This window comes from Psychroflexus longus, assembly GCF_020164595.1.
GTDB lineage: Bacteria > Bacteroidota > Bacteroidia > Flavobacteriales > Flavobacteriaceae > Psychroflexus > Psychroflexus longus.
In genome coordinates this window covers 518,254-534,425 of sequence record NZ_JAIQZE010000001.1, presented here as the reverse complement: position 1 = coordinate 534,425, position 16,172 = coordinate 518,254, and the positions used below count along the sequence as shown (strand labels likewise).

At 36.6% G+C, this 16,172-nt stretch carries 17 protein-coding genes; 4 read left to right on the top strand and 13 right to left on the bottom strand.

The features are described from left to right. Positions 1-4: 4 nt before the first annotated feature. The 4 genes from LB452_RS02395 to LB452_RS02380 form a co-directional block, all read right to left on the bottom strand. On the bottom strand, positions 5-1,012 hold the full coding sequence (locus LB452_RS02395; protein ID WP_224460121.1) for an NAD(P)H-dependent glycerol-3-phosphate dehydrogenase: 1,008 nt from the start codon (positions 1,010-1,012) through the stop codon (positions 5-7). 123 nt (positions 1,013-1,135) lie between these two features. Further along, the gene (nadD, locus tag LB452_RS02390) at positions 1,136-1,717 is read right to left on the bottom strand and encodes a nicotinate (nicotinamide) nucleotide adenylyltransferase (RefSeq protein ID WP_224460120.1); all 582 of its coding nucleotides are present in this window, start codon (positions 1,715-1,717) and stop codon (positions 1,136-1,138) included. Further along, positions 1,714-2,292, bottom strand: coding sequence for a guanylate kinase (gene gmk, locus LB452_RS02385; protein WP_224460119.1), 579 nt, complete (start codon positions 2,290-2,292; stop codon positions 1,714-1,716). The genes nadD and gmk overlap by 4 nt, the downstream gene beginning before the upstream one ends. 2 nt (positions 2,293-2,294) lie before the next feature. After that, positions 2,295-3,161: a YicC/YloC family endoribonuclease gene (locus LB452_RS02380; RefSeq protein ID WP_224460118.1), complete on the bottom strand. Its 867-nt coding sequence runs from the start codon at positions 3,159-3,161 to the stop codon at positions 2,295-2,297. A 133-nt stretch (positions 3,162-3,294) separates the two neighbouring features. Between LB452_RS02380 and lpxB the strand changes: the two genes are divergently transcribed. Then, positions 3,295-4,407: a lipid-A-disaccharide synthase gene (gene lpxB / locus LB452_RS02375; RefSeq protein ID WP_224460117.1), complete on the top strand. Its 1,113-nt coding sequence runs from the start codon at positions 3,295-3,297 to the stop codon at positions 4,405-4,407. Here lpxB and LB452_RS02370 read toward each other — a convergent pair. Further along, positions 4,404-5,315, bottom strand: coding sequence for a NifU family protein (locus tag LB452_RS02370; RefSeq protein ID WP_224460116.1), 912 nt, complete (start codon positions 5,313-5,315; stop codon positions 4,404-4,406). The two genes, lpxB and LB452_RS02370, sit on opposite strands and share 4 nt — an antisense overlap. 230 nt (positions 5,316-5,545) lie before the next feature. Between LB452_RS02370 and LB452_RS02365 the strand changes: the two genes are divergently transcribed. Then, positions 5,546-6,541: a PorP/SprF family type IX secretion system membrane protein gene (locus LB452_RS02365; RefSeq protein ID WP_323670374.1), complete on the top strand. Its 996-nt coding sequence runs from the start codon at positions 5,546-5,548 to the stop codon at positions 6,539-6,541. Here the strand turns inward: LB452_RS02365 and murI are convergent. The 8 genes from murI to LB452_RS02325 form a co-directional block, all read right to left on the bottom strand. Beyond that, the gene (gene murI / locus LB452_RS02360) at positions 6,538-7,326 is read right to left on the bottom strand and encodes a glutamate racemase (RefSeq protein WP_224460115.1); all 789 of its coding nucleotides are present in this window, start codon (positions 7,324-7,326) and stop codon (positions 6,538-6,540) included. The two genes, LB452_RS02365 and murI, sit on opposite strands and share 4 nt — an antisense overlap. Before the next feature lie 61 nt (positions 7,327-7,387). Next, positions 7,388-7,897: an OmpH family outer membrane protein gene (locus tag LB452_RS02355; protein WP_224460114.1), complete on the bottom strand. Its 510-nt coding sequence runs from the start codon at positions 7,895-7,897 to the stop codon at positions 7,388-7,390. A gap of 28 nt (positions 7,898-7,925) precedes the next feature. Further along, a complete protein-coding gene (locus LB452_RS02350) occupies positions 7,926-8,729 on the bottom strand; it encodes an OmpH family outer membrane protein (protein ID WP_224460113.1) in 804 nt (267 codons plus the stop codon). A 31-nt stretch (positions 8,730-8,760) separates the two neighbouring features. Continuing rightward, on the bottom strand, positions 8,761-11,418 hold the full coding sequence (locus tag LB452_RS02345; RefSeq protein WP_224460112.1) for a BamA/OMP85 family outer membrane protein: 2,658 nt from the start codon (positions 11,416-11,418) through the stop codon (positions 8,761-8,763). After that, positions 11,354-12,091 carry an isoprenyl transferase gene (locus LB452_RS02340; protein WP_224460111.1) on the bottom strand — a complete coding sequence of 246 codons (738 nt, stop codon included), beginning with the start codon at positions 12,089-12,091 and terminating at the stop codon, positions 11,354-11,356. The genes LB452_RS02345 and LB452_RS02340 overlap by 65 nt, the downstream gene beginning before the upstream one ends. A 3-nt stretch (positions 12,092-12,094) precedes the next feature. After that, entirely contained in the window at positions 12,095-12,811 is a 717-nt protein-coding gene (gene porG / locus LB452_RS02335; RefSeq protein ID WP_224460110.1) for a type IX secretion system protein PorG, read from the bottom strand. Positions 12,812-12,909: 98 nt separating this feature from the next. Continuing rightward, entirely contained in the window at positions 12,910-13,797 is an 888-nt protein-coding gene (locus tag LB452_RS02330; RefSeq protein WP_224460109.1) for an NAD kinase, read from the bottom strand. 3 nt (positions 13,798-13,800) lie between these two features. Further along, complete coding sequence (locus LB452_RS02325) at positions 13,801-14,457, bottom strand: CBS domain-containing protein (RefSeq protein ID WP_224460108.1); 657 nt, start codon at positions 14,455-14,457, stop codon at positions 13,801-13,803. Between the two features lie 79 nt (positions 14,458-14,536). Between LB452_RS02325 and LB452_RS02320 the strand changes: the two genes are divergently transcribed. Both LB452_RS02320 and LB452_RS02315 read left to right on the top strand, forming a co-directional pair. Next, a complete protein-coding gene (locus LB452_RS02320; RefSeq protein ID WP_224460107.1) occupies positions 14,537-15,250 on the top strand; it encodes a pyridoxine 5'-phosphate synthase in 714 nt (237 codons plus the stop codon). Further along, complete coding sequence (locus LB452_RS02315; protein WP_224460106.1) at positions 15,251-16,018, top strand: alpha/beta fold hydrolase; 768 nt, start codon at positions 15,251-15,253, stop codon at positions 16,016-16,018. Positions 16,019-16,172 lie beyond the last annotated feature (154 nt).

The following is a 16,172-nucleotide window of genomic DNA, read 5'->3' as shown; positions in this document are numbered from 1 at the left end:
TGTATTAATTAAGCTTGTCAGCTAATTTTTCGAAGATTTTTTTTGGATTCTTTCCTTCGTATAAGACTTTGTAAACCGCATTTATGATCGGGGTTCGTGCTTTCTTATTTCCAAAGGTCTTGCTAATTTCGTAAGCGGAATTCGTAGCATAGTAGCCTTCTGCCACCATACTCATTTCCATCTGGGCACTTTTTACGGTATAGCCTTTACCGATCATATTTCCAAAATAGCGATTACGGCTAAAGACAGAGTAACCAGTCACCAGCAAATCTCCTAAATAAGCAGAATCGTTGATGTTTCGTTTCATCTTGTAGCGCTTTTTGATAAAGCGTTTCATTTCTCTTATAGCGTTACTCATAAGGACACTTTGGAAATTGTCTCCGTAGCCCAGACCATGTGCGATTCCTGCAGCAATCGCATAAATATTTTTAAGTACAGCGGCATATTCAGTTCCTATGACGTCTTCAGAAACATTGCATTTTATATAATCACTGCTAAGAAATTGAGCCAGTGTTGTGGCATGGTCCTCATTGGCGCAGGCAATGGTAAGGTAAGACAAGCGCTCCAGCGCTACTTCTTCTGCGTGACAGGGGCCAGTAATGACGCCAATTCTCTCAAATGGAATATTGTATTCTGTATGAAAATGCTCTCCAACCAATTGTTGAGATTCCGGTACAATCCCCTTAATTGCACTAAAGATGATTTTGTCGGAAATATCTACAGTGATTTTGTCCAGTTCCTTTTTTAAAAAAGCTGAGGGCACCACAAAAATTAAAAAGTCTGATTCCTGAATGACTTTGTTGATGTCGCTGGACAATCTTACCTGTTTTGGATCAAACTCAACAGCACTGAGGTAATTAGGGTTATGATGCTCCTTCTCAATATGGGCTATGACTTCCGGTTTTCTTACATACCAATTCACTTCTGGTACATTTTCGCATAGCATTTTAACAATTGCTGTTGCCCAGCTTCCACTGCCGATGACACCAAAATTGGGATTAGGATTTGTCATATGTTTTGTTTTTCAGTTTTCTTTTGCACAACACATGTGCTTATCTGATTTTCTTTGAACTTGATAAATATTAATACATTATATTTCAGATTAACAAATTTTTAATCTGCTAATGTGATTCCTTTATCTGTAAAAATTCATCTGATCAATATATTCCCAAACCCTGTGTTGAAGTAAAGGCGTTACATTTTTGCCAGATTTTATCATTTTTCTTATAAGTGTCGATGAGATTTCCATTATTGGAGTATCGGTGGCAAATATTTTTGGATGATCTTGAAATTGTTCTGGAATTTCAGATTTTGTAGTTCTGGGGCAAACATAGATTTCATGATGCTCCAGGATCGTTTCATAATTTTTCCACTTATGAAAATTCACCAGATTATCTTCCCCCATGATTAATGTGAAGCTTAAATCTGGATGCGAATCCCTCAGCTCTGCTAATGTCTTGGAAGTATAATTGGGCTGTGGTAATTTGAATTCCACATCGCATGGTTTTAGTTTCTCGTACTCCTCGGTTGCCCGGTACACTAGCTCAAACCTATGATGGTTTTCCAAAAGACTATTTTTCTTTTTAAAAGGGCTTTGAGGAGTAATCACAAGCCAAACCTCTTCCAAATCTGTGTGTTCAGTCAAATGATTGGCTATGATCAAATGCCCAATATGAAAGGGATTGAATGTCCCAAAATATAAACCTACTTTTTTCATTTAATAAAATCTTTGACCAAATGATAGGCTTCATCAAGCGCCGTGTCCAAATCTTCATTCACGATAATGTGGTCAAATTGCGGAGCAGTTGCCATTTCAATAGACGCTTTAGCAACTCTCATGGCGATACGATCATCTGACTCTGTCTTTCTCTTTTTAAGTCTGATTTTGAGTTCTTCAATACTTGGCGGTTCCACAAAAACAGCAAGTGTTTGTTCAGGATAAATTCGCTTAATGTCAAGGCCTCCAACAACGTCAATATCAAAAACGACGTGCTTTCCCATTGCCCAAATACGTTCCACTTCAGAATTTAAGGTGCCATAGAAATTATCCCTATAGACTTCTTCCCATTCCAGAAAATCATCATTTTTGATGTGGGATTTGAACTCTTTCAAGTCCATGAAATAATAATCCTCACCATCCACTTCATTTTCTCTTGGAGATCGTGAGGTTGCTGAGATAGAGAACTCCAGACCCAAATCCTCTTGTGCTAACAGATGTCTTACTATAGTTGTTTTTCCAGAACCTGAAGGAGCAGAAAACACAATAAGCTTTCCTTGTTTTTTATCATCCATACTTAAAGTACGTTAAGCAGTTGTTCTTTTATCTTCTCAAGTTCATCCTTCATTTGCACCACGGTTTTTTGCATTGGAGCAAAGTTGGATTTACTTCCTATGGTATTGATTTCTCTGCCGATTTCCTGGCAAATGAAATTGAGTTTTTTACCATTGGAATCAGAAGAATTCAGAGCTTTTAAGAAATACGATAAGTGATTATCGAGTCTCGTCTTCTCCTCGGTAATGTCGTATTTTTCGATATAGTAAATCAATTCTTGCTCAAATCGGTTTTCGTCAATTTTTTCCTTAAGGTCTTCGATGCCCTTTCTCAATCTCGTTTTTACGTGCTCGATACGTTCCGGGTCTATCGATTTTACTTCTGAAAGTAATTCAGTAAGATTTTGAATTCTGAGTTCGAAATCTTCTTTCAAGACTTTCCCCTCATCAGTTCTAAAGGTGTTGATTTGCTCCAAAGCCAGGTCCAAAACCTGGTAAACCGCTTTAGAATCCTCCTTTTCCAATTCATTTTTCTCTGAACTCAAAGCATTTGGTAATGTCATTGCGATTTGAAGTAGGCGACTGTCGTCTTTCAAGGTCGATACTGGAAGCGTTTTAAGTTGTTTCAGATAATTTTCAACGACCTTAGTATTGATTCTAGCTGTACTTTCCTCATCATGTTTTTCAACCTGAAGAGAAAAATCAACTTTTCCTCGGCCCAGGCTTTGAGAAAGCTTATTTCTGATGGGGAGCTCCAGTTCTCTAAATTCTGAGGGAATTCTTACGTTGGCATCTAAGCTTTTGCTGTTGAGAGATTTTATCTCAACGGTAAATGTTTTGCCAGTTTCTTCCAGCTTGCTTTTACCGTAACCGGTCATGGATTGAATCATAAATTCTTTGTCTTAAAAAGATTTTGCAAATGTAGCAAATCCCACAGGAACTCAAGTATGAACTTGACCCTTAGCTTAAGGTCTACTGCTTATTTTATTGTAATTTCGTTAATCGATCTTATTACAAAACTTGATGAAATATTATATTATAGCTGGTGAAGCTTCAGGTGACCTTCACGCCTCAAATTTGATGCAAGCTTTACTGGAAAAAGATAGTTCTGCAGAATTTAGATTCTGGGGAGGCGACCTTATGGCTGAAGTAGGAGGGATATTGGTAAAACATTATCGAGATTTGGCTTTTATGGGTTTCTGGGAAGTGATCACGAACTTGAAAACCATACTAAGCAACATCAAGCTCTGTAAAGCTGATATTTCTAAAAATCAGCCCGATGCTATCATTTTTGTCGACTATCCTGGCTTTAACATGAGGATTGCAAAATGGGCAAAGCAGCAAGGTATTGCGACACATTACTATGTGTCCCCTCAAATTTGGGCCTGGAAAGAAAGTAGGATTAAAGACATCAAAAGAGACGTAGACCACATGTATGTCATTCTTCCTTTTGAAAAAGAATTTTATGAAGGAAAGCATGATTTTGATGTCCACTTTGTAGGACATCCGCTTTTAGATCAAATTGAAAAGCGTAAGGAAATCAGTTTTGAAGAGTTTAAAAATAAGCACGACCTGGACGATAAACCAATTATCGCTTTGCTTCCAGGAAGCCGCAAACAGGAGATATCTGTAATGCTTTCAGTAATGCTTTCAGTAGTTCGCGATTACCCGAAGTATCAATTTATCATCGCAGGAGCACCAAGCCAAGATGAAGAATTTTATAAGTCAGTAGTATCAAATTCCGAAGTAAAATTCATTACTAATGACACCTATAATTTATTGAGCAAATCTCATGCGGCATTGGTGACTTCGGGGACAGCGACCCTCGAGACAGCCTTGTTTGAAGTGCCGGAAGTAGTTTGCTACAAAGGAAACCTGATTTCTTACTGGATCGCTAAACAAATTGTGAAATTGGATTATATCTCACTTGTGAACTTGATTATGAATCGGGAAGTGGTGAAAGAATTGATTCAAACTGAATTGACATCAAAACAACTCAAATTAGAATTGGATAAAATACTCGACTCAAAAGGCAGAGAAAAAATGTTAAGCGATTATAAAGAGTTAAAAACTAAACTCGGCGGTGTAGGCGCAAGTCGCCGAACCGCCGAGTTGATTGTAAATAGTTTTGACTAGCCGTTAAAAGCCACAACATTATTGATTTTACCTTGAAGCATTTCCTTAAGCATGGTTTCAATTCCGTTTTTCAAAGTGATTGTCGAGGAAGGGCATCCACTACAAGCGCCTTGCAGGATGACTTCTACGTCTTTGGATTCTTTGTTGTAAGACTTAAATACGATATTCCCACCATCACTCGCTACAGCTGGTTTTACATATTCTTCTAAAATCTGAACGATTTCTTTAGATACGTCGTCCAGGTTGGAAGTGTCAATTTTTGGTGAAGAAGATTCTTCAGATTTCTCTTTTGAAACAGATCCAGTTTTTAAAATGGTTCCGCCTTCTTCAATATAATCTTTTATAAACCCTCGGAGCTCATTAGTGATCATGTCCCACTCGGCCATGTCGTATTTGTTGATGGAAATGTAATTCTCATCCATAAACACCTCTTTTACGAAGGGGAAGTGAAATAATTTCTGGGCCAAAGGGGAACGGTCGGCATCATCAATTGTTTTGAATTCTGCAGATTCCAATACTAGTTTTTTGTTGGCTACAAACTTCATCACCGAAGGATTTGGTGTGCTTTCGGCATAAACCGTAACCGGAACTTTTTTGGTAGACTCTGCTTCTTCTTCCTTAACTATTTCTCCACCTTCATTGAGGTGCTTTAATAGCTGTTCTGCGACTTCATCTTGTACGTCTTCCCATTCAACAATATTGAATTTCTCAATAGCAATAAAATTTTGAGAAATGTAAACGGTCTTTACAAATGGAAGGTAAAACAGTTGCGAAGCTATAGGTGACTTGATGGCCTCTTCAATATTATGATATTCGTAGCCTTTTTGCTTAGTCAGAAATTCATTGAACTCAAACTTTAGTATGGAAGGCTTGTTGGTTGGCTTTATTTCTACTGTATAATTTGACATAATCCTAATTTTCTACAAAATTACAAAACAATAGTTTCGAATTGATCTAATTTAGTTTCTATTAGCAGTTAAAACTATCTAATTGTGAAGTTTTAAACTTTTTAGGATTGAAAGCAAATATTATAGATGAAGAACAATAAAATATATATTTGGTTATTAGATCATCTTCTAGAAAATCATTTTTGAACTTGATAAATTTCTCATTTCTACTTCAAAAATTATCTGCAGCAATTTTTTTATTAATTGTTGCAATGACTCCTAATGTTGCATATTCTCAAAACTTGAGTTTGCCAATATATTCCGATTATCTGACGGACAATTATTATTTGGTCCATCCATCAATGGCAGGGGCCTCTAATTTTAATAAGATAAGACTTACGGCAAGGCAACAATGGTTTGATGTTGATGATGCTCCGAGCTTACAAACCATGAGTGTAAATGGAAGAATAAACGATAAAGTGGGTTTAGGTGGTATATTTTATAACGATTCCAATGGTCGATTTTCGCAACAAGCCGCTTACGCTACCTTTGCTTACCATCTCATGTTTTCAAGGTCTACTGCAGACATCAATCAACTTTCTTTTGGTTTGAGTGCTGGTGTGGTTCAGGACCGCCTGGACCAAAGGGGTCTCAATTTAATAGGAACTCCAGATCCAGCAATTGATGGTTCTCAACAGTCTGAAACAATTTTTAATGTTGACTTTGGAGTTTCTTATTTCTTTTTAGATTTTTTTGCACACCTCACCTTGAAAAACATTCTCCCTCAACAGCGAAGGGTCTTTTCTGAAGTATTTGAGTCTGAAAATCAGCGTCAATATTTGGCTTCAGTAGGCTACACTATTTCGTCCCTTCAGTCTCGGTGGATTTTTGAACCTTCCCTGTTTTTCCAGCATAGAGAAGCGATAAATCAGTCTAATGTGGATATAAACGCAAAAGCTTACTATCAACTTAATGTAGGCCAGGTTTGGGGTGGAGTTTCATATAGAAGAGCTCTGGACGGTATCGATTTTACAGCACCAGGAAATCAAGCAGAATCACAAAACTTACAATATATTTCGCCATTTGTTGGGTTCAATTACAATCGGTTCATGGTGGCTTACACCTATTCTCATCAGGCATTTTCTGAAGTTATCTCAACTTCTGGTTTTCACCAGATCACTATTGGTTACGATTTTGGAGAAAACAGAAAACGCCAAACCTGTGTTTGTCCAGCAGTAAACTATTAAAAATCCATCTGTTTTACTTCCACATTGTGAATTTCTTTGACGAGCTCCTTAACATGATAAACATTATCTGCATTGGTATACACCTGAACTTGTCCTTCTGTTTTTGAAGAGGTTTTAAGCTTGTTTTTTCTCAACACGGCTTCAGTCTGTTTTGCGACTGCTCTACCAGAATCAATAATTTTAACATGAGAAGGTAGAAGATGTTTTAGTTGAGGGATGATGTATGGGAAATGAGTGCAGCCTAAAACCAGGTAATCAATACTTTGGTGTATAAAAGGCTGTAATTGTTTTTCCAATTGTTTTATAAACTTTTCATCTTTAGTCCAGCCTCCTTCAACAGCTTCAACAATACCCTTTCCAATGACTTCAATAACATCTATTCCCTGTGTAAAGGCTTCTGAGGTTTGTTTAAACAGCTCGCTACTTAAAGTTCCTTTGGTAGCCAATACTCCGATTCTTCTGACTTCAGAATGTAGGGCTGCAGGTTTTATAGCGGGTTCTATTCCTATGAAAGGGAGTTGATAATTTAATCTTAAGTGAGAGATGGCATTGGTAGTAGCTGTATTGCAGGCGACCACAATTAGTTTTGCCTGCATGCTCAATGCAAGCTCTGTGTTTTTTACACTCAGATTTATGATGTCTCGGGTTGTTCGTTCTCCGTAGGGAGCATTTTTACTATCGGCCAGATAGATGAAATTTTCTTGGGGTAAAAGCTCTACTAATTCCTTTAGAATAGAAGTTCCTCCTACGCCAGAATCAAATAAAATAATGGGTTGTTGAGACATATTAAAATAAAAAGACCATCACAAAGATGGTCTTTTTGTATGAATTATAAAGTAAATTGAATTACTCTCCTATAGCAACTTTAGCGTCCTGCATCAAGTCGTAACCATCTGCCATCAATACGCCAGAACCTAGTGAAGAATCCAATACATAATCGTATCCCTTTTCTCTAGCCACATTCTGAATGACTTCTCTTGCTCTCTCAAGAACAGGTCTCATCAATTCCTCCTGTTTTTTCTGAAGGTCCTCAGAGGCAGTTTGTCTGTACTCCTGAATAGACTGTTGCATTTCCTGAAGCTCCATAGCTCTTTTTTGATTCTCTTCTTCAGTTTTAGTACTTGCTTCTCTTTGGTAACGCTCATTAGTTTTTTGCGCTTCTTTTAGCAAGTCGTCTATCTCCTTACGGTAAGTTTTCTCGCGTTGATCGAGTTCTGACATTGCAGATTTGTAGCTTGGTAAGTTTTGAACAAATTCCTGAGAGTTAATGTGTGCAATTTTAGACTGTGCATTTGTGCTTGCCATCAATCCAAAAGACAATACCAAGGCTATTACAATTGTTTTTAATGTTCTCATTTCTTAATTTTTAGTTTAGTGATTATAATTAATTATTTTCTCTTGCGTTTTTTATAGAGTCTCTTTCTCTTTGTCTTTCTTCTCGTTCTTTTAATATTCTAGCTCTTCGTTTTTCAAACTCACGTTGTCTAGCATCTCTTAAGGAATCTCTTTTTCTTTGGCGTTCATCAATAAGAGCTTCTCTTTCGCTTTTACGCTCCTCTTCTTTAAGCGCCTGTTCTTCTTTTTTAATTTCGTCTTCTTCTGCCTTCTCAACAGATTTATAGTCCTCTAGCTCTTCTATTACATCTGCAGTTTCTGCACCTGCACCTCTGGAATTCCTGTTGATCAGTTTTAAAATGACTTCACTTAAATCATGTCTCCTAGCTGAAAACAAAAGTAAAGCATCTGCAGAGTTTTCAAAAATAAAATCATAATCTCTACTATCTCCAATTTCTTGAATGGCATTAAAAACCTGATCTTGAATGGGTTGAATTAATTGTCTTTTCTGAACAATAAAATCGCCAGAAACGCCAAAGCGTTTGTTGCGGTACTCAAGTAATTTATTTTCTAAAAAACTGATTTCATCTTCCATGTCCTGAATAAGTTCAGAAGTAAGAAGAGGTCTTTCATTTTCGAGTTCAGCTTTTAGTTTATTGATTTCATTTTGCTTGCCTTCAATCTCAGTTCTCCATTGCTGAGCTTTCATGTCCAGTTGATTTGAAGCTTGCTTATATTCTGGAAGTTTTTCCAATACGTAATCCATATCAACATAAGCTATTTTCAAGCCACCTTGACCAGACATGGAGAAAGAAAATATACTTAAGAATAAAAGGTATTTCAAAAACTTCATATCTCTAATGTATTAAAAACTGTGCCATCTTTTAAAATTGTTGCCCAATAATAAAATGCGTTTCCCATCCATTTGCACCGGTGTTCGATCCTGGTATTGGGTCAAATCCATATCCAAAGTCAATACCTAAAAGACCAAAAGCAGGCATGAAAATTCGTAAACCTGCACCAGCAGAACGACTCATTTCAAATGGCGTAAAATCTTTAAACTGATCGAACGTAGCACCACCTTCCAAAAAGGCAAGACCATAAATGGATGCCGTTGGCTTTAAAGTGATAGGGTATCTCAATTCCATTGTGTATTTGTTATAGATGGAAGCACCGTCGTTGAAACTTTCTTCTCCGCCAACAGTTCTTGTTCTTGGCAATATAGATTGGTTAGGATAACCTCTCAAAGCCACAATTTCACGACCATCCAGAGCAAAACCTGCAAGGCCATCACCTCCCAAGAAGAAACGCTCAAATGGAGGGATACCTCTGTCATTGTTATAAGCTCCAAGGAAACCGTATTCAAATCGTGTTCTTAAAACTAATTTATCAAACAGATTATTGTACCAGTCCCCACTAAACTTAACTTTATAAAATTCCAGCCAATTAAATCTCTGCTGATCAATTCTTGCTAGGGCTTCATTATCATTCGTTGCAAGAGCTTCATCTCTTTCAGCTCTAAGTTGTCCATAATCTACATCGTTGAATGCAGAGTAAGGTAAAGTGAATTTGACAGAAAAGTCAAACTCAGAACCACCCATTGGGAAAATTGGGTTGGTAAACGTATTGTTTCTGTTGAGTCCTACAGTAAAAGATAGGTTATTTGAAAATCCATTTGGAAAATTGAATAATCCTATGTTGTAGTTGTTCAACTGAAAATTTTGATAACCTACACTGGTGGACAAAGTAAAGTTTTGATCCGGTTCTCTCAGACGTTTTGCAAAACCTACATTTATTCCAGAAATAGTAAAACTTCTGTCGTTATCTGCTCTTCTCGTTAACGGATTAAATAAAAACTGAATGGTTTGAGATAAAGACACCGAGAGTTGTACCGGTTTTTTACCACCAAGCCAAGGCTCAACGAACGACAAGCTATAATTTTGGAAAGCGATACTTGCCTGAGCCCTCAGCGAAAGTGATTGTCCGTCTCCCATAGGTACAGGTTTGTAAGCCTCTTTATTGAAAAGATTTTTAATAGAGAAGTTATTGAACCTTAAACCAAGCGTTCCAATGAAACCACCACCACCATAACCACCTTGTAGTTCTATCTGGCTACTGCCTTGTTCCTCTACAATGTAATGTAAGTCTAAAGTTCCCGACTGTGGATCCACGCTTTCAAACTTAGGCTCTAAATTTTCAGCATTAAAGAATCCAAGTTGCCCAAGCTCACGAATGGTGTTCATGACATCCTGCTTGCTATATTGTTGTCCTGGACGCGTTCTTAAATTTCGGAAGATGACATTATCATTGGTTTTGTCGTTTCCAGTGACCAAAATTTCATTGAAATAAGCAATCTTCCCTTCGTTAATCCTTATTTCAAAGTCAATGGTATCGTTGTATATTCTTGTTTCGACTGGAGTGATGTTCGAGAACAAATATCCATTGTTTTGATACAAGTTTGTTAGATCATCAGCATCTGGTTTTTCATTATTTGCAATCTTATTTTGTAGAATGGTACCATTGTAAGGATCACCTTTACGAATTCCCATTAATTGATTTAGCTGGGCGTCAGTGTAAGCAGAATTTCCTAGAAATTCAATATTTCCAAAATAATACCGGTCTCCTTCCTTCACTTCAATATTAACAGCTATGTCTGTATCAGAATTCACGACCACGGAGTCACTTACAACTCTCGCATCACGATAGCCTTTTTCCTTGAACTTTTTGATGATTCTTTCTTTATCCGCTTCATATTCATCTTCAATGAACTTGGAACGTTTCCAGAATCTTAAGAAAAACTTTTCCTTAGTCTTCTTCATCATTCGTTTTACCTTCCAATCTGAAAATTGCTCATTACCTTCTATATTGATAGAGCTTATTTTTACCTTGTCTCCCTGTTCAATATTCACGGTCATATCCACTAGGTTATCTGTGGATGTGGTATCTACAACAGGGGTTGTAGTGATTTTTGCTTTAGCGTTCAGAAAGCCTTTTTCTTTATATTTATCCTCGAGGTTATTGCGCAGATTGACTATAAAATTCTCTGTGACCTTTGTGTTTTTCTGTAATTTATTGTCTTTTACAATTTCAGAGCGTTTACGCTTTTTTACACCTCTTATTTTGACGTCATTTAATTTTGGAACCTCAACAATTTCAAGTTGCAGATCCGCAGTATCACCATCTACATTTTTCAGATAGAAGTTGATATCGCTAAACAAGCCAAGATCCCAAAGCTTCTTCAACACCTTACTTATCTTATCACCAGGAATATAAATTTCATCTCCTTTTTTAAGACCTGTAAAAGCGATTACAGTTTGCTCGTTATAGCTCGAAGAACCAATGACTTCTATTTCTCCAAGAGTATATTTCTTGCCGGCAGATTCTAAAGGTGAATTCTGAGCGTTTATAATTACGCTAAATAATATAATGGCCAGAACGGATATGTATCGTGTTGTTCTAGCAAACAATATGGAGCACTTAGAGTTGTTCACTTGTTTTTCCAAATCTTCTTTCTCTTTTTTGATATTCGTAAATTGCTTCAAAAAGGTTATCTTTTCTGAAATCTGGCCAAAGAACATCTGTAAAATATAATTCTGCGTAGGCCATTTGCCAGAGTAAAAAATTACTGATCCGCTGCTCACCGCTCGTGCGAATCATCATATCTACGTCTGGTAAATTTTGGGTGTAAAGATGCTTATTTATTGTAGATTCATCAATACTTTCTAAATCTATTATGTTATTTTTTACCTTTTCACTAATCAACTTCACAGCTTGGGTAAGTTCTTCTCTAGAGCCATAACTCAAAGCAAGTGTGAGAGTCATGTGATCATTATGCGCGGTTTTATCAATAACCTCATTGAGCTCTTTCCTAGCCTTAGAAGGTAAATTAGTTATACAGCCTATGGCTTGAAGCTTTATTTTGTTCTCTTGCAAAGTTTTGATTTCCTCCTTTAAAGAGGATACAAGAAGTTTCATGAGGGTTTGAACTTCAAGTTTTGGTCGGTTCCAGTTTTCTGTAGAAAATGCGTAAAGAGTTAAATTTTGAATACCTAACTCTGCACAACTTTCAACCGTTTCTCTCACGGCTTTAGTCCCTTTTTCGTGACCTCGGACTCGCATTAAGCCTTGTTTCTTTGCCCAACGTCCATTGCCATCCATAATGATGGCGATGTGTTTTGGCAATCGTTCTACTATTATATTTGATTTATAATCCATTCACTAAAAATTGCAGTAACAAGGCTTACGACCAAAGGTGTAAGTAAGCGTTATTCCTGTAAACATGTACCAATCGTTCATATTTGAATTTCCAAAGGTAGGATAAATTGGAGGACTAACTATTTCATCTGGTGCACTTCCATCCAAATTATCTGTAAAGGTATATCTGGCCCCAAACTCTGCTGCCAATATCCAATGCCTGCTTAAGGTTCCTTTTACTCCAAATACCAAAGGTATTGCAAAATTAGAGGTTGATTCTCCTTCTGTAAGTTCGTTGGTTGCCGGATCTAAATAAAAATCGTTGGTGAAAAAATAGGTCGGTCCTGAGTAGATATATGGAGTAAAAAGAGGTCTTTTCAGTTCATGAAGATCCCATTCAAAAAAATTAAATTCAAGGCCCAAAGACAATTCAGTAATATCAGTTTCAAAAGCATATCCTCGAGCTAGCTTTTTTGGTTCGTCCGATCTAAGGTCATTACCAAACGTATTCATCCTCATTATGGTAAAGCGGAAGGCATGTCTTGGACTTCGGTTCCATTTTAAAATAGCTCCATAAGAAACTTTATCCTGACTAAAGTAATCTTCAGGACGAGTGAAAGAGGATGAACCTACATCTCCTACAAAATTTGTACCTCCAATGACCAACCCTGCTTCATAGGTTTGTGCTTTAGTCAAGCTGATACTGAAACATAAATAAATGCTTAACAGGATATATCTCATAGAGTTCCAAAAGTTTGCAAATATAAAAATAACGGATTCAATGACTTGTGTTTTTATTCTTTTGTCTCTAAAAACACTTTTGAATGGAATTTATTGCTTTAGTTCCGCTTATCTTGTCCCCACAATAGCTTTTTCCGAAGTGTAGTAATAAAGCTGTCATTTTCTAGCCAGACGAGTTTGATTTTGAAATCTGCTTTTTTTATACGGACTATAGTGTTTTTCTCTAGACTAGCCAGTCTTGAGTCTAGAGAAATCAAATATTGATCTTCCCTCCCGGAAATTTTCAATTTTATTTCTAAGTCATCCTGTATAATCAGAGGTCTGGCGTTTAGGTTGTGGGGCGCAATAGGCGTTATAATGAAACTTTTGGTTTGTGGAGTGACAATAGGTCCTCCGCAACTTAAGGAGTAACCGGTAGAGCCCGTAGGAGTAGAAATTATGATCCCGTCAGACCAATATGAATTTAAAAATTCACCATTAAGCCAGGTTTCAATAGTGATCATTGACGTGGTTTCTTTTCTGCTAATGGCTACATCATTGAGCGCAAACGGAAAATTACCTAGAATTTTTTCTTTGGTTTCAAGATTCACCTCTAATAGTGAGCGCTCAGAAACCTTATAATTCCCAGAAAGTATTTCTTCAATACTCTTTTTAATTTCGTCTTTATGAATTGTTGCTAAAAACCCGAGCCTCCCGGTATTAATACCTACAATAGGTATATCTAGGTTTTTTACAAATTTTGTCGCAGATAAAATGGTTCCGTCACCACCAATAGTAAAAAATAAATCTACAGATTTGTCTAAAGTTTCGAAAGTGGAATATTTTTCTAAATTCCTTACTGGTTTTTCTTCAACCAACATTCTGTAGTAATCCTCTTCTATAGTAATATCGATCTGATTTTTCTCTAAAACTTCTAGAAGCTGTATGAGATACTTTTCAGTTTCAGGATAGAATGACTGGCCGAAAATTGCGACAGATTTTACCATGATTTATATATCAAGATATTTATTGAGATAATCTGAATGTTCTTTCAAATCTTCAGCAAATAAGTCTTCAGGATGCTCACTTGCGATTTGGTATTCATACCTACGGAAAGTTTGTAAGATTTCATTAATGCCTTGATGTTCTACTTTCACGGTAACTTCAACATATTCTTCTGTAAGTTTACTGACATACATCCCGGAAACTCTGGCATTCAAAGTTTCAATAAGCTGGGCAACTTCACTAAAGGCAAATTTAGTTCTTTCCTTTCTTAAGATCATGACCTCGCCTTCATTGGCTACAAAGGGAGTTTCGCCAAAAAGATCCAACACATCTTCGAGCTTTACAACCCCTATGTAGTTTTTGTCAGTGTCCAATATTGGCAACAAGTTGGTTTGATGATTGGCGAATTCATGAATAAGATCTAAGGTGGTTTTATGACTTTCTGCATAAAATACTTCTACTAAATATTTGAATTCTGAAAGCATAGAGGTTTGCTCTAGTTCCAAAAGGTCACTAACATTTACACTTCCTTTAAAAACTCCTTTTTTGAAAACAGGCAGGTGATTAAACTTTGAAGCTTTAAAAGCTAATTTAATATCTGAAATCGTGTCTGAAACCTGTATAGGTTTTAAAGTTTGGTCTATAAAATTCTGCCAAATCATAAGGTCATGTTTTCTTGCAAAATACATAAAATACAAGCAAAGTCTTTCTTTTGATTGTATTTTTGTCTAAAAACTAACAATGATAAGATTAAGTGTTAACATTAATAAAATCGCAACCTTAAGAAATGCAAGAGGAGGGAATACTCCCAATGTAGTTGAAGCCGCAAAGCGTCTGGAGTCTTTTGGAGCTCAAGGAATTACAGTCCACCCCAGACCGGACGAGCGTCATATTCGTTACACAGACGTGAGAGAATTAACCAAAGTTCTTACTACAGAGTTTAATATTGAAGGCAATCCCAATCCAAAGTTTATTGATCTCGTTCTTGAAACTAAACCTGCACAAGTCACATTGGTTCCCGATGCTGTAGACGTTTTGACGTCCAATGCAGGTTGGGACACTGTCGAGCATAAAGAATTCTTGAAAACAGTGATTGCAAAATTCAAAGCTCACGGAATAAGAACATCTATTTTTGTAGATCCAGATGTTGCTATGGTACAGGGTGCAGCAGAGGTTGGGACAGACCGTATTGAACTTTATACTGAAGCTTATGCTCAAGGATTCACACAGAATAAAGAGCAAGCCGTAAAGCCTTATGTAGAATGTGCCGAAGAAGCAAAACGTTTGGGTTTAGGTATTAATGCAGGACATGATTTATCTCTGGATAACATTAAATATTTTGCTGAAAAGATTCCATTTTTAGATGAAGTGTCTATTGGTCATGCTCTTATCTCTGAAGCGCTTTACGATGGTTTAGAGCCAGTTGTGAAAGCCTACCTTAAAAAATTAAGCTAAATGAAATTGCATTCCAAAGTAAAAGGCGAAGGTCAACCTCTTATTATCCTGCATGGGTTTTTGGGTATGGGTGACAATTGGAAAACACTTGCCAATTCTTATGCTAAAGAAGGATTTGAAGTGCATCTTGTCGACCAAAGGAATCACGGAAGGAGTCCTCATGACGATGCTTTCAGTTACGATCTTTTGGCTGAAGATTTAAAGCAGTATTTAAAAGGAAAAAGCATTGAGTCTGCTTCAATTATCGGCCACTCTATGGGCGGTAAAACAGCAATGAGGTTTGCAACCCTTTTCCCCGAACAAGTTGATAAACTCATTATTGTAGATATAGCTCCAAAATACTATGCTCCCCATCATCAACAAATATTAGAAGGCTTAACCAAAATTTCTGAAGCGAAACTCACTTCAAGATCTGATGCTGACGAGCTTTTGTCCAACTATATTTCAGAAAAACCTATCAGGCAGTTTCTTCTAAAGAATCTGTACTGGAAAACTCAGGATGAACTTAACTTAAGATTGAATCTAAAAGCATTGAGTCAAAATATTGAAGAAGTAGGCAAAGGACTTCCTCAAAATGCAAAATACACGGGTGAAATTTTATTTATTAAAGGAGGCAAATCCAATTATATCACAACTAGCGACGAATCGGATATAAGTGCTCATTTTAATAATTTTGAAATTAAATCCATTGAAAGTGCTGGACATTGGATTCATGCAGAGAAAAGAGAAGAGTTCTTCAAGATGAGCTTAAAATATCTTAAGTCTTAAACTTTTAAAAAAATAAATCTTACAAATTCAATTTGTTGACTCATCTATTCCTGGTAAGTTGTTTTTAGGAATTGAGGAGTTTTTTATCTTCATAGTTCAAGGTTTATTTTCAAAGTAATAAAAAGTGAGAAATATCTTATTCAATGAATTAACT

Coding starts and splice junctions, on each gene's coding strand:
- LB452_RS02395 (WP_224460121.1), bottom strand. CDS start 1,012: ATGACAAATCCTAATCCCAATTTTGGTGTCATCGGCAGTGGAAGCTGG.
- nadD (WP_224460120.1), bottom strand. CDS start 1,717: ATGAAAAAAGTAGGTTTATATTTTGGGACATTCAATCCCTTTCATATT.
- gmk (WP_224460119.1), bottom strand. CDS start 2,292: ATGGATGATAAAAAACAAGGAAAGCTTATTGTGTTTTCTGCTCCTTCA.
- LB452_RS02380 (WP_224460118.1), bottom strand. CDS start 3,161: ATGATTCAATCCATGACCGGTTACGGTAAAAGCAAGCTGGAAGAAACT.
- lpxB (WP_224460117.1), top strand. CDS start 3,295: ATGAAATATTATATTATAGCTGGTGAAGCTTCAGGTGACCTTCACGCC.
- LB452_RS02370 (WP_224460116.1), bottom strand. CDS start 5,315: ATGTCAAATTATACAGTAGAAATAAAGCCAACCAACAAGCCTTCCATA.
- murI (WP_224460115.1), bottom strand. CDS start 7,326: ATGTCTCAACAACCCATTATTTTATTTGATTCTGGCGTAGGAGGAACT.
- LB452_RS02355 (WP_224460114.1), bottom strand. CDS start 7,897: ATGAGAACATTAAAAACAATTGTAATAGCCTTGGTATTGTCTTTTGGA.
- LB452_RS02350 (WP_224460113.1), bottom strand. CDS start 8,729: ATGAAGTTTTTGAAATACCTTTTATTCTTAAGTATATTTTCTTTCTCC.
- LB452_RS02340 (WP_224460111.1), bottom strand. CDS start 12,091: ATGGATTATAAATCAAATATAATAGTAGAACGATTGCCAAAACACATC.
- porG (WP_224460110.1), bottom strand. CDS start 12,811: ATGAGATATATCCTGTTAAGCATTTATTTATGTTTCAGTATCAGCTTG.
- LB452_RS02330 (WP_224460109.1), bottom strand. CDS start 13,797: ATGGTAAAATCTGTCGCAATTTTCGGCCAGTCATTCTATCCTGAAACT.
- LB452_RS02325 (WP_224460108.1), bottom strand. CDS start 14,457: ATGATTTGGCAGAATTTTATAGACCAAACTTTAAAACCTATACAGGTT.
- LB452_RS02320 (WP_224460107.1), top strand. CDS start 14,537: ATGATAAGATTAAGTGTTAACATTAATAAAATCGCAACCTTAAGAAAT.
- LB452_RS02315 (WP_224460106.1), top strand. CDS start 15,251: ATGAAATTGCATTCCAAAGTAAAAGGCGAAGGTCAACCTCTTATTATC.